The 11,934-nt window shown below is 67.6% G+C and carries 13 protein-coding genes; 11 read left to right on the top strand and 2 right to left on the bottom strand.

Annotated elements, in window-relative coordinates; genetic code table 11:
- The first annotated feature begins 212 nt into the window (after positions 1-212).
- Together LPB260_RS12255 and LPB260_RS12250 are read left to right on the top strand one after the other, a co-directional pair.
- Positions 213-923, top strand: a complete 711-nt coding sequence (locus tag LPB260_RS12255) for a 4'-phosphopantetheinyl transferase (protein WP_208708994.1) — start codon at positions 213-215, stop codon at positions 921-923.
- A 107-nt stretch (positions 924-1,030) separates the two neighbouring features.
- Positions 1,031-2,320 carry a M18 family aminopeptidase gene (locus LPB260_RS12250; protein ID WP_208708993.1) on the top strand — a complete coding sequence of 430 codons (1,290 nt, stop codon included), beginning with the start codon at positions 1,031-1,033 and terminating at the stop codon, positions 2,318-2,320.
- Between the two features lie 10 nt (positions 2,321-2,330).
- Here the strand turns inward: LPB260_RS12250 and LPB260_RS12245 are convergent, their stop codons facing one another.
- On the bottom strand, positions 2,331-3,047 hold the full coding sequence (locus tag LPB260_RS12245; RefSeq protein ID WP_208708992.1) for a UTRA domain-containing protein: 717 nt from the start codon (positions 3,045-3,047) through the stop codon (positions 2,331-2,333).
- Between the two features lie 326 nt (positions 3,048-3,373).
- Between LPB260_RS12245 and LPB260_RS12240 the strand changes: the two genes are divergently transcribed.
- From LPB260_RS12240 to LPB260_RS12210, 7 genes are all read left to right on the top strand, one after another.
- Entirely contained in the window at positions 3,374-4,432 is a 1,059-nt protein-coding gene (locus LPB260_RS12240; protein WP_208708991.1) for an ABC transporter substrate-binding protein, read from the top strand.
- Between the two features lie 94 nt (positions 4,433-4,526).
- Positions 4,527-5,333, top strand: coding sequence for an alkaline phosphatase family protein (locus LPB260_RS12235; RefSeq protein WP_208708990.1), 807 nt, complete (start codon positions 4,527-4,529; stop codon positions 5,331-5,333).
- Complete coding sequence (locus LPB260_RS12230) at positions 5,330-6,244, top strand: ABC transporter permease subunit (RefSeq protein ID WP_208708989.1); 915 nt, start codon at positions 5,330-5,332, stop codon at positions 6,242-6,244. The genes LPB260_RS12235 and LPB260_RS12230 overlap by 4 nt, the downstream gene beginning before the upstream one ends.
- Entirely contained in the window at positions 6,231-7,028 is a 798-nt protein-coding gene (locus tag LPB260_RS12225; protein WP_208708988.1) for an ABC transporter permease, read from the top strand. Before LPB260_RS12230 ends, LPB260_RS12225 begins: the two co-directional genes overlap by 14 nt.
- A complete protein-coding gene (locus LPB260_RS12220; RefSeq protein ID WP_208708987.1) occupies positions 7,025-8,014 on the top strand; it encodes an ABC transporter ATP-binding protein in 990 nt (329 codons plus the stop codon). Before LPB260_RS12225 ends, LPB260_RS12220 begins: the two co-directional genes overlap by 4 nt.
- Entirely contained in the window at positions 8,014-8,667 is a 654-nt protein-coding gene (locus LPB260_RS12215; protein WP_208708986.1) for an HAD family phosphatase, read from the top strand. The genes LPB260_RS12220 and LPB260_RS12215 overlap by 1 nt, the downstream gene beginning before the upstream one ends.
- A gap of 85 nt (positions 8,668-8,752) precedes the next feature.
- Complete coding sequence (locus LPB260_RS12210) at positions 8,753-9,166, top strand: hypothetical protein (RefSeq protein WP_208708985.1); 414 nt, start codon at positions 8,753-8,755, stop codon at positions 9,164-9,166.
- A 30-nt stretch (positions 9,167-9,196) separates the two neighbouring features.
- Here LPB260_RS12210 and LPB260_RS12205 read toward each other — a convergent pair whose 3' ends face one another.
- Positions 9,197-10,123 carry a LysR substrate-binding domain-containing protein gene (locus LPB260_RS12205; RefSeq protein ID WP_208708984.1) on the bottom strand — a complete coding sequence of 309 codons (927 nt, stop codon included), beginning with the start codon at positions 10,121-10,123 and terminating at the stop codon, positions 9,197-9,199.
- 201 nt (positions 10,124-10,324) lie between these two features.
- On the opposite strand from LPB260_RS12205, the gene LPB260_RS12200 reads away from it, so the two are divergent.
- A complete protein-coding gene (locus tag LPB260_RS12200; RefSeq protein ID WP_208708983.1) occupies positions 10,325-10,495 on the top strand; it encodes a hypothetical protein in 171 nt (56 codons plus the stop codon).
- A gap of 10 nt (positions 10,496-10,505) precedes the next feature.
- Complete coding sequence (locus tag LPB260_RS12195; RefSeq protein WP_208708982.1) at positions 10,506-11,783, top strand: Coenzyme F420 hydrogenase/dehydrogenase, beta subunit C-terminal domain; 1,278 nt, start codon at positions 10,506-10,508, stop codon at positions 11,781-11,783.
- The last annotated feature ends 151 nt before the right edge of the window (positions 11,784-11,934 follow it).

Below are 11,934 nucleotides of genomic sequence, written 5' to 3'. Positions count from 1 at the left end.
GCCCAAACGGGCTCCCGTACTCGAATCTGAGAAAAGGTCGGGGCCGGCGGACACCGGCACCAACTACAACCTCACCTGCGTCCCCGAAGAAACGCGGCGCCAGTCTGGCAAATGCCCGAGCGACTATCCGTTTAGCTTTGTTGCGCTTTTGCAAAGAAATGTAACCACCCGGGCGGCTGGCGGCCGCCGGCGGCTCCCGGCAGAATGCCGGCATGAGCGAACCCTACCTGCCGTCCTGCTGCACCCCGCTGAGCGACCGCTGGCCTCTGCCGCACGCGCTGCCTGGCGTGCACCTGCTCAGCACAAGCTTTAGCGCCGAGCGCCTGGATGGCGAGGACTTCAGCCGCTGCGCCATCGCCCCGGTGCGCGGAGTGGCCAAACGCCAGGCCGAATACCTGGCCGGCCGCCTGTGCGCGCGCGAGGCATTGCGCCGCCTGACCGGGCAGCCGCAGGTTCCCGCGGTCGGCGCCGACCGGGCACCGCAATGGCCGGCTGGGGTGGTCGGTTCGATCAGCCACGGCCACGGCTGGGCCGCTGCCCTGGTGGCGCACAGAAGCGCCTGGCGCGGCCTGGGCCTGGATATCGAGCCCCCCCTGGCGAGCGCGCGCGCCGAGCGGCTGGCCGCGGAGATCCTCACCCCGACCGAGTTGCACCGGCTCCAGTCGCTGCCCGCCGAGCAGCGCGCCTGGCGCGTCAGCCTGACCTTCTCGCTCAAGGAAAGCCTGTTCAAGGCGCTCTACCCCCTGGTGCTGCGCCGCTTCTACTTCCACGACGCCGAGCTGCTGAACTGCCAGGACGACGGCCGCGCGCGCCTACGCCTGCTGATCGACCTGGGCGCCGACTGGCCGGCCGGCAGCGAGCTGCAGGGCCAGTTCGCCGAGTGCGACGGCCAGCTGCTCAGCCTGGTCAGCATCCCGGCCTGAGCCCACCCCATCCAATCTCGGCCATGGCGGACGCTGGCGAGACACAGGCCGCGCCAATGCCGGCGACAAATCCGATAAACTCCGCGCATTGCCGCCAGGAGTGCCCCATGCGCGAAGAACTGAACCAAGGCCTGATCGATTTCCTCAAGGCCTCGCCGACGCCCTTTCATGCCACCGCCGCCCTCGCCCAGCGCCTGCAGGCAGCCGGCTTCCAGCCACTGGACGAACGCGCCTCCTGGCACACCGAGGCCGGCGGCCGTTATTACGTGACCCGCAACGACTCCTCGATCATCGCCTTCAAGCTCGGCCAGCGTCCGCCCGTCGAGGGTGGCCTGCGCCTGGTCGGCGCCCACACCGACAGCCCCTGCCTGCGGGTCAAGCCCCATCCGGAGCTGCAGCGCCAGGGCTTCTTCCAGCTCGGCGTGGAAGTCTACGGCGGCGCACTGTTCACCCCCTGGTTCGACCGCGACCTGTCGCTGGCCGGACGGGTGACCTTCCGCGAGAGCGGCAAGGTGCAGAGCCAGCTGATCGACTTCCAGGCGCCGATCGCGGTGATCCCCAACCTGGCCATCCACCTCAACCGCGAGGCCAACCAGGGCTGGAACATCAACGCGCAGACCGAGCTGCCGCCGATCCTGGCCCAGCTCACCGGCAGCGAGGCGGCGGACTTCCGCGCCCTGCTGGCCGACCAGCTGGCCAGCGAACACGGCCTGAGCGCCGATGCGGTGCTGGATTACGAGCTGAGCTTCTACGACACCCAGGCCGCCGCGGTGATCGGCCTCAATCGCGACTTCATCGCCGGCGCCCGCCTGGACAACCTGCTGTCCTGCTACGCCGGCCTGCAGGCGCTGCTGGCCGCCCCGGACGCCGAGAGCTGCGTGCTGGTGTGCAACGACCACGAGGAGGTCGGCTCCACCTCCGCCTGCGGCGCCGACGGGCCGATGCTCGAGCAGGTGCTGCGCCGGGTGCTGCCGGAGGGCGATGCCTTCGTGCGCTGCATCCAGCGTTCGCTGCTGGTCTCCGCCGACAATGCCCACGCCGTGCACCCCAACTACCCGGACAAGCACGACGAGAACCACGGGCCCAAGCTCAACGCCGGCCCGGTGATCAAGATCAACAGCAACCAGCGCTACGCCACCAACAGCGAAACGGCCGGTTTCTTCCGCCACCTGTGCCTGGAGAACGAAGTGCCGGTGCAGAGCTTCGTCACCCGCAGCGACATGGGCTGCGGTTCGACCATCGGCCCGCTCACCGCCGGCCAGCTGGGCGTGCGCACCGTCGACATCGGCCTGCCGACCTTCGCCATGCACTCGATCCGCGAGCTGGCCGGCAGCCAGGACCTGGCGCACCTGGTCAAGGTGCTCACCGCCTTCTACGCCAGCGCCGAACTGCCCTGAGCCGGCGGCGCTACTCCGGCACCTCGACGCTCACATGCAGGGCGTCGTGGCGCCAGAACTCCAGGTCGCAGTCGATCAGCCGGCCGTGCTGGTCACGGTTGACCCGCACGATGCGCAGCGCCGGGCTGCCCAGGGCCACCTTAAGCGCGGCCGCGGCCTCGCTGTGCAGGGCGGTCGGCACCATGTCGAAACGCACCCGGCCGTAACGCACCCCGTACTCGTGCTCGTACAGCTCGGTCAGCGAGCGGGTCAGGTCGAACCCCAGGATTCCCGGGAAATAGGCCGGGTTGAGGTAGTGCTCGACGTACAGCACCAGGCGCCCGTCGATGCGCCGGGCGCGGCGGATCTGGTAGACGCTGGACAGCGCCGGTAGCGCCAGCAGCTGGCAGATTTCCGCATTGGCCGGCATCAGCCGCGCACTCAGCACCTCGGTGGCCGGCACCCGCCCCTGCTCGCCGACCATGGCATGGAAGTGGCTGCGCACCAGCGGGTTGTAAGTCAGCCGCGGCGGCGAGACGAACCAGCCGCGACGCTCCTCGCGGTAGACCAGCCCCTGCGCCTCCAGCTGGCCGAGCGCCTCGCGCAGGGTGATGCGCGTGGTGTCGAACAGCTCGCTGAGCTTGCGCTCGGCCGGCAGCTTGCTGCCAGAGGGCAGCAAGCCATGTTCGATCTGCTCTTCCAGTGCACGGCAGATGGTGGTGACGGCACGCGGCGCTTCTTCGCGCATCAACGATTCCCCTTTGGCCTAGTCCAGCTCGACCCGGACGCCAAGATTCCAGGGCTGGAGTCCGGCGAGTCTGTTGCAAGTCTAGGCAATCTGCATGACCAGTCGATGACAACAGGCCAATCGCAGCATCCGGGTTAGCCGGAAAGATCGCCGTCAAACCGGCCAAGCGCCCGGTAATCCATGGTCTACGCTAGATGAGCGCCAATCTGGCGAACGGCCTGGAAATGCGCACGCGCGCGGCGGACATAAAACTGTCACCTCCGCCGCCTAGATTGACCCGGACTCTGCTGATCTAGACCAACACTCTCATCGCAAAGGAGTTTCCAATGAAACGATTGCTGCTGGCTTCACTGATGGGTTCGGCCATCGCCCTGGCCACCTCGGCCATGGCCGCTGACATGGACATGCAAGCGCTGGAACAGGCCGCCCGCGCCGAGGGCGAGGTGAACAGCGTGGGCATGCCCGACAGCTGGGCCAACTGGAAGGACACCTGGGAGGATCTGAACAGGCTGTACGGCCTCAAGCACCTGGACACCGACATGAGCTCGGCCCAGGAGATCGCCAAGTTCGCCGCCGAGAAGGACAACGCCACCGCCGATATCGGCGACGTCGGCGCCGCCTTCGGCCCCATCGCCGTGCAGCAGGGCGTGACCCAGCCGTTCAAGCCGAGCACCTGGGAGCAGATCCCGGCCTGGGCCAAGGATCAGGACGGCCACTGGATGCTGGCCTATACCGGCTCCATCGCCTTCATCGTCAACAAGAAGCTGGTCAAGGACATCCCCACCTCCTGGGCCGACCTGAAGAACGGCCAGTACAAGGTCGCCATCGGCGACGTCAGCGCCGCCGCCCAGGCGGTGAATGGCGTGCTGGCCGCGGCCATCGCCAACGGTGGCGACGAGAAGAACATCCAGCCGGGCCTGGACTTCTTCGCCGGCATCGCCGAGCAGGGCCGCCTGTCGCTGTCCAACCCGACCATCCAGACCCTGGAGAAGGGTGAGGTGGAGGTCGGCGTGGTGTGGGACTTCAACGGCCTGAGCTATCGCGACCAGATCGACCCGAGCCGCTTCGAAGTGCTGATCCCCTCCGACGGCTCGGTGATCTCCGGCTACAGCACCATCATCAACAAGTACGCCAAGCACCCCAACGCCGCCAAGCTGGCGCGCGAGTACATCCTCAGCGACGCCGGGCAGATCAACCTGGCCAAGGGCAACGCCCGGCCGATCCGCGCCGAGCACCTGACCCTGCCGGCCGAAGTGCAGGCCAAGCTGCTGCCCAACGAGCAGTACGCCAAGGTCCAGCCGATCAAGGACGCCGCGGCCTGGGAGACCACCTCCAAGGCGCTGCCACAGCTGTGGCAGGAACACGTGATCATCAATATGGAGTAAGCCGCGTTCGCCATCCGCACGCGCCGGAGGGACTGCCCTTGAGGCAGTTCCTCCGGCGCGCCGTCAAACGAACGCAATGGGGTCAACAGCAACGATGAAACACAACGTCATCCTGGTCGTACTGGATGGCCTGAATTACCAGGTCGCCCGCCATGCCCTGGGCCACCTGCAGGCCTACCGCGAAGCCGGGCGCGCCGCGCTGTACAAGCTCGACTGCGAGCTGCCCTCGCTGTCCCGGCCGCTCTATGAATGCATCCTCACCGGCGTGACGCCGATCGACAGCGGCATCGTGCACAACGATGTGGTGCGCCTGTCCAACCAGCGCAGCATCTTCCACTACGCCCGTGACTCCGGCCTGAGCACCGCCGCCGCGGCCTATCACTGGATCAGCGAGCTGTACAACCGCGCGCCCTTCGTCGCGGCCCGCGACCGCCATACCGCGGCGCCCGACCTGCCGATCCAGCACGGCCATTTCTACTACGCCGACCATTACCCGGACTCGCACCTGTTCGCCGACGCGGAAAGCCTGCGCCTGCGCCACCAGCCGAACTTCCTTCTGGTGCACCCGATGAACGTCGACGACGCCGGCCACAAGCACGGTCTCGACAGCGCCCAATACCGCAACAGCGCACGGCGCGCCGACATCATCCTGGCCGACTACCTGCAGGGCTGGTTGCAAGCCGGCTATCAGGTGCTGGTCACCGCCGACCATGGCATGAACGACGACCGCTCGCACAACGGCCTGCTGCCCGAGGAGCGCGAAGTACCGCTGTTCGTGCTGGGCGAGGCCTTCAGCCTGGACGAGGCGGCGCTGCCGAAGCAGACCGAGCTGTGCGGCACCGTCTGCGAGCTGCTCGGCGTGCCTCACGACAAACCCGTCTGCCGCGAGCTGCTGAAATGACCGTGCCACTGGAAAACACCCCGAAGCACCCCGGCACATTGCTGCCGGAGCGCGTGGCCGCACCGCCAGCTCGACTGCGCGTGCCGGGCAGATGGCTGGCCCTGCTCTGCCTGCTGCCCTTCGCCGTATTCTTCATCGCCTTCCAGATCGCCCCGCTGGCGTGGGTCGCCGTGCACAGCCTGAGCGTCGGAGACGGCTGGGGCCTGGACAACTTCGAGAAGATATTCAGCTCCAGGTTCTACCTGCAGGCGATCAAGCACAGCCTGCAGATCGCCTTCTGGTCCAGCCTGTTCGGCATCGTCATCGCCATCCTCGGCAGCTATTCGCTGCGCCAGGTGGACTCCAAGCTGCGCGACTTCGTCATCGCCTTCTCCAACATGACCAGCAACTTCGCCGGGGTACCGCTGGCCTTCGCCTTCATCATCCTGCTCGGCTTCAACGGCGCGCTGACCCTGCTGCTCAAGCAGATCGGCATCATCGAGGACTTCAACCTCTACTCCAAGACCGGCCTGATCGTGCTCTACACCTACTTCCAGATTCCCCTCGGCGTGTTGCTGCTGTACCCGGCCTTCGACGCCCTGCGCGAGGACTGGCGCGAGTCGGCCGCCCTGCTCGGCGCCGGCACCTGGGACTACTGGCGGCACATCGGCCTGCCGGTGCTGACCCCGGCGCTGCTCGGCACCTTCGTCATCCTCCTGGCCAACGCCCTGGGCGCCTACGCCACGGTGTACTACCTGACCACCGGCAACTTCAACGTGCTGCCGATCCGCATCGCCGGGCTGGTGTCCGGCGACATCTCGCTCAACCCGGACCTGGCCAGCGCCCTGGCCATGGTGCTGGTCGGCCTGATGGCGGTGATCACCGTGGCCCACCAGCTGCTGCTCAAGAGGAGCTACCATGTCTCGCGCTGACGCCAAGCCCGGCGAGCTGTATCACCGGGTAGTGGTCTGGCTGCTGTTCGTGATCCTGCTGCTGCCGCTGGCCGCCACCCTGCTCTACTCGCTGTCCACCAGCTGGGGCGCGACCATCCTGCCGGACGGCCTGACCTTCAAGTGGTACCTGGCGCTGTGGAGCGACGCGCGCTTTCTCGCCGCCTTCGGCCAGTCGCTGCTGGTGTGCTTCGGCGCCCTGCTGCTGGCGGTGCTGCTGATCCTGCCGCTGCTGTTCGTGGTGCACTACCACTTCCCCAGGCTCGACGGCCTGATGAACATCCTCATCCTGCTGCCCTTCGCGGTGCCGCCGGTGGTGTCCTCGGTGGGCCTGTTGCAGGTCTACGGCTCGGGGCCGCTGGCCATGGTCGGCACGCCGTGGATCCTGATTGGCTGCTACTTCACCATCGCCCTGCCCTTCATGTACCGGGCGATCACCAACAACCTGCAGGCGATCAACCTGCGCGACCTGATGGACGCCGCCCACCTGCTCGGCGCCAGCACCTGGAAGGCGGCCTTCCTGGTGGTGCTGCCGAACCTGCGCAAGGGCCTGATGGTCTCGCTGTTCCTCTCCTTCAGCTTCCTGTTCGGCGAGTTCGTCTTCGCCAACCTGCTGGTGGGCACGCGCTACGAGACCCTGCAGGTGTACCTGAACAACATGCGTAACAGCAGCGGCCACTTCAACAGCGCGCTGGTGATTTCCTACTTCTTCTTCGTGCTGGTGTTCACCTGGGCCGCCAACCGCCTGAACAAGGACAAGACATGAGTTTCCTGAGCATCCAAGGCCTGCACAAAAGCTACGGCCAGACCCCGATCTTCAGCGATATCGACTGCGAAATCGGCCAGGGCGAATTCGTCACCCTGCTCGGCCCCTCGGGGTGCGGCAAGTCCACCCTGCTGCGCTGCATCGCCGGGCTGACCGGGGTCAACGGTGGGCGGATCCTCCTCGATGGCCAGGACCTGGTGCCGCTGGCGCCGCAGAAGCGCGGCATTGGCATGGTGTTCCAGAGCTACGCGCTGTTCCCCAACATGACCGTGCAGGAAAACGTCGCCTTCGGCCTGCGCATGCAGCAGGTCAAGGCGGACGAGAGCGGCCGGCGCGTGCGCGAAGCCCTGGACATGGTCGAACTGGGCGAGTTCGCCACGCGCTACCCGCAGCAGCTGTCCGGCGGCCAGTGCCAGCGCGTGGCCCTGGCCCGCTCGCTGGTCACCCGGCCGCGCCTGCTGCTGCTCGACGAGCCGCTGTCGGCGCTGGATGCGCGGATTCGCAAGCACCTGCGCGAGCAGATCCGCGGCATCCAGCAGGAGCTGGGCCTGACCACCATCTTCGTCACCCACGATCAGGAGGAGGCGCTGGTGATGAGCGACCGCATCTTCCTGATGAACGCTGGGCAGATCGTCCAGAGCGGCGATGCTGAGACGCTCTACACCGCGCCGGTCGACGCCTTCGCCGCCGGCTTTATCGGCAACTACAACCTGCTGGATGCCGAGGCCGCCACTCGCCTGCTCGGCCGCCCGGTCGGCGGGCGCATCGCCATCCGCCCGGAGGCCATCGCCCTCGGCGCCCAGGGCGAGATCGAGGCCCTGGTGCGCAGCCACAGCCTGCTCGGCAACGTCATCCGCTACCGCGTCGAGGCCCGCGGCGTCGAACTGCTGGTCGACGTGCTCAACCGCTCGGCGGCCGACATGCATGCCAGCGGCCAGCGCATCGCGCTGAACATCGACGCCCACGCCATCCATGAGGTGGCCTGATGGCCCTGGCAATCTTCGACCTGGACGAAACCCTGATCGACGGCGACTGCGCCAGCCTGTGGAGCGCCGAAATGGCCAAGCTCGGCTGGGTCGATGGCGACAGCTTCCTGGCCCGCGACCACGCGCTGATGGCGCTCTACGCCGAAGGCCGGCTGGCCATGGAGGACTACATGGCCTTCAGCCTCTCGCCCCTGGTCGGACGCAGCGCCGAGGAAGTGGCCTACGTCGTCGAGCCCTTCGTCGAGGAGGTGATCGAGCCGCTGCTCTACAGCGACGCCACCCGTTGCCTGGCCAGGCACCGCGTCGCCGGCGACCGCATCCTGGTCATCAGCGCCTCGGCGCACTTTCTGGTCAGCGCCATCGCCGCGCGACTCGGCATCGACGAGGTGCTGGCGATCGATCTGCAGCTGCAGCACGGCTGCTACACCGGCTACACCCAGGGCGTGCTGACCTACCGCGAGGGCAAGGTCACGCGCCTGCAGCAGTGGCTCGAGCAGCAGGGCGAAACCCTGGACGGCGCCTACTTCTACTCCGACTCGCGCAATGACCTGCCGCTGCTGCAGCTGGTCAGCCAGCCCCACGCGGTCAACCCCGATCCATTGCTGCGCGCCCACGCCGAACAGGTCGGCTGGCCGATATTGCACTGGCGCTAAGCCTTCCCGGCAGAGGCGCACAGCGGTAACGTGGCGCCCCTGGCAACCCTGCCCAGCAGCCGACCCTCTGACCGCGGAGCGCTCCATGTCCCAGCTCGACCCTCAGCAACGCCTGGCCGCCCGCCAGGCCATCCTCAGCCACCCGGACGCCCAGGACTGCACGGTCTACCGCCCGGACGACAACGATCCCGACGCCGAGGAGCGCGACCTGGGCGATGCCAAGATCCTCTTCACCGGCTCCTTCCAGCCGCCGCAGGAGTGGGATGCCCGGCAACGCGACGAGTACTGCGGCGACAGCGCCCCCGAGCTGTTCATGACCGCCGCCATCGAATGCGAGGCCAAGCCCTCGTCGGCGGCCTACTTCAGCGCGGAAATCGGCGACTACGTAGCGACCATGCCGGGCCTGGGCGAGGTGGTGATGTTCTATGTGCACGACTGCGTGGACGCGGACAACGGCCGCAGCTACGTGCTGATCCGCGACGACGAATCGCTGGACTGAAACCGACCCGGGCCGGGGCCGGACGCGTCCTCAGGTCGCCGCCACCGTCTCGGCGAGTTGCGCCTGCAACCACTCGACGACCGGCTGCACCAGGCTGCTGTTGCGGTGCTTGCTCGCCAGCAGATAGCCGTGGTCGCCCCTGACCACCTTGGGCTGCAGGGCGAGCAGGCGCCCTTCGGCGATCGGCTGCTGCACCAGCTCCGACCAGCCTAGCGCCATGCCCTCGCCCTGCAGGACGGCACCGAGCAGCAACGGATAGTTGTTGAACTTGAAACGCGCCGCGTCCGCCACGGGGGCGAGGCCGGCCAGCGTGCACCAGCGGGGCCAATCCAGCCAGCGCGGATTGTTCTGGTCCATGTGCAGCAGCGGCACCTGCGCCAGCACTTTGTCGTCGACGTGGCCAGCCAGGCCATGGCGCCGGGCGAACGCCGGACTGCAGATGGGAAACACCACTTCCGCCGCGAGCTGCACCTCATTGGCCCGGCAGCTGCTCAGGTGGCCGAAGCGAATGGCGATGTCCGCCTCGGCCATTTCCAGGGCGGAGTCGGAGTCCACCGGGGTCACCTCGAAGCGGTAGCGCGGAAAGGCGCGCTGCAGCTCGCTCAAGCGCGGCAGCAGCCAGGCATGGGCGAAGCCGAAGTTGGCGGCGAGCGACAGGTTCGGCTCGACGGCCTGGGCCTCGTCACGCAGCTTGGCCACCGCGGCGTTGATGCTGGCGAGGGCGCCAGACAACTCGCCGTAGAGGAAGCGGCCCTGCTCGGTCGGCGCCAGGCGGCTGCCGGTGCGATCGAACAGCACGCGGCCGATGCTCTCCTCCAGCACGCGGATGCGCTGCGAGATCACCGGTTGCGTGGTGCCCTGTTCCTGAGCCGCCGCCGTCATCGAGCCGAGGCGAAACGACGCCTCGAAAGCGAGCAGGGCTTTCATCGAGGGCGGCTGATGGCGATCGGAAATCATAAAAATACTGCATGCCTCGGCATCAAGAAAAAAGGGCTGTGCAATTGGGAAGAAAGCTGCTTATTCTTCGCCGCGAGATGGATGCGGGCGGGCAAACAGTCGCGCCGGCAGATCGTTACATACTCCAGCGGCTTCGACCAAGGGATGCCTAGAGCAACCCATGGCTGCCGCAAGGCCAAAATAAGAATAAGGCTCATCACCATGGCATTGACCCAACTCTTCAAGCTCGCGCGGGCCAACCGCCGCGCCCCCGTAACCCCCCAGGAAAACCTGGCCGAGCGCCTGAGCACGGCGGCCGTGCCGAGCTTCGCGCGCGCCCGCCAGAGCCTGGAGATCCCGGCCCAGCGCTGGCTGACCCCGCCTCTGATCTAGGTAGACGCGGATGCCCCTCGCCGTTGAAGAAATAGTCGAGAACGGCCTGTGCATCGGCTGCGGCCTGTGCCGCACCATTGCCGAGCCGCAACAGATCAGCCTGGTACTCACCCCCGAGGGGCGCGAACGGCCGCTGGTGCATGCGCCCCTGAGCGAGACGACGCTTGAACGCATCAACGCCGTCTGCCCCGGCACGCGCATCGAGGGCGCGCAGCCGGCAAGCCAGACGCCGGACGCCCAGCATGACCTGATCTGGGGCGCGGCCGAACGGCTGGCGATCGGCTATGCCGGCGACCCACAGGTGCGCTTTCGCGCCTCCACCGGCGGCGTACTGACCGCCCTGGGGCAGTTCCTGCTGAACAGCGGACGGGTCGATTTCATTCTGCATGTCGGCGCCTCGCGCCAGCAGCCGATGCGCAGCGAGCGCCGTCTCAGCTTCGATGCGGCCGCGGTCCTCGAGGGTGCCGGCTCGCGCTACGGCCCGGCGGCGCCGCTGCTCGACTTCAACGAAATCCTCGAGCGCCGCCAGCCCTTCGCCCTGATCGCCAAACCCTGCGATATCACGGCGGTGCGCAACCTGGCCCGGCTGGACCCGCGCGTCGACCAGTACATGCGGTACGCACTGACCCTGGTTTGCGGCGGCGCCTCGGACCTGACCAAGTCGGAAGAGGTACTGGCCCAGTTCGGTCTCCAGGAGGACCAGCTCAGCCTGTTCCGCTACCGCGGCAACGGCAACCCGGGCCTGACCCGCCTGGAAACCAAGAGCGGCCAGGCCTTCGAACTGACCTACCAGTCGATGTGGGAAAAAGAAGACAAATGGATGCTGCAGCCACGCTGCAAGATCTGTGCGGATGCCATCGGCGAGAGCGCCGACCTGGCCGCCTCGGATGTCTGGCCCGGGGGCGGGCCCAGCGGCGAGGATGAAGGCTTCAACGGCATCATCGTGCGCACCCGGCGCGGCCTCGAGCTCTATCAGGCGGCGCTCGCCGCCGGCGCTATCGAGGTGCTGCCCGAGCCGGTCGGCTTTCGCGACTTCGATCGCTTCCAGCCGCACCAGGTGCGCAAGAAACGCGCGGTGTGGGCGCGCCTGACCGGCATGAAGGCCGCAGGCCAACCCGTGCCGGAGGTGCACAACCTGCGCCTGATCGAATGCGCCCAGCTCAACTCGCTAGCCGAGAATCTCCACGAGGCCCGCGGCACCCGTGCGCGGGCCAAGAGCGGGCGCATGAGCGAACCCCGCCCCAGCCCCCGTGGTCCCGACGCGGTGGTCACGCCCGAACGCGGCTAGCCCCCTCACTGCGGCTGTGCGCCCCAAGCGGGCTCGGCCCGCGAACAGCGCCGGATCGCCCCCTCTGCTGCGCGCGGCAATGCCGCGCCGAGCGGCCCGCCCAGCCTCGGGCGCGGTCGACTATCCATAAGTTTTTTGCATGCCTGCGTAT

The sequence above is a fragment of the Pseudomonas sp. LPB0260 genome (assembly GCF_013388395.1).
The sequence above is the reverse complement of the archived record's forward strand: the minus strand, read 5'-3'. Positions and strand labels throughout refer to the sequence as shown.

Bases quoted from the DNA above. Each gene is read 5' to 3' on its own strand.
- LPB260_RS12230 (WP_208708989.1), top strand. From the start codon at position 5,330: ATGACCGTGCCACTGGAAAACACCCCGAAGCACCCCGGCACATTGCTG.
- LPB260_RS12240 (WP_208708991.1), top strand. From the start codon at position 3,374: ATGAAACGATTGCTGCTGGCTTCACTGATGGGTTCGGCCATCGCCCTG.
- LPB260_RS12245 (WP_208708992.1), bottom strand. From the start codon at position 3,047: ATGCGCGAAGAAGCGCCGCGTGCCGTCACCACCATCTGCCGTGCACTG.
- LPB260_RS12235 (WP_208708990.1), top strand. From the start codon at position 4,527: ATGAAACACAACGTCATCCTGGTCGTACTGGATGGCCTGAATTACCAG.
- LPB260_RS12215 (WP_208708986.1), top strand. From the start codon at position 8,014: ATGGCCCTGGCAATCTTCGACCTGGACGAAACCCTGATCGACGGCGAC.
- LPB260_RS12220 (WP_208708987.1), top strand. From the start codon at position 7,025: ATGAGTTTCCTGAGCATCCAAGGCCTGCACAAAAGCTACGGCCAGACC.
- LPB260_RS12205 (WP_208708984.1), bottom strand. From the start codon at position 10,123: ATGATTTCCGATCGCCATCAGCCGCCCTCGATGAAAGCCCTGCTCGCT.
- LPB260_RS12250 (WP_208708993.1), top strand. From the start codon at position 1,031: ATGCGCGAAGAACTGAACCAAGGCCTGATCGATTTCCTCAAGGCCTCG.
- LPB260_RS12210 (WP_208708985.1), top strand. From the start codon at position 8,753: ATGTCCCAGCTCGACCCTCAGCAACGCCTGGCCGCCCGCCAGGCCATC.
- LPB260_RS12255 (WP_208708994.1), top strand. From the start codon at position 213: ATGAGCGAACCCTACCTGCCGTCCTGCTGCACCCCGCTGAGCGACCGC.
- LPB260_RS12195 (WP_208708982.1), top strand. From the start codon at position 10,506: ATGCCCCTCGCCGTTGAAGAAATAGTCGAGAACGGCCTGTGCATCGGC.
- LPB260_RS12225 (WP_208708988.1), top strand. From the start codon at position 6,231: ATGTCTCGCGCTGACGCCAAGCCCGGCGAGCTGTATCACCGGGTAGTG.
- LPB260_RS12200 (WP_208708983.1), top strand. From the start codon at position 10,325: ATGGCATTGACCCAACTCTTCAAGCTCGCGCGGGCCAACCGCCGCGCC.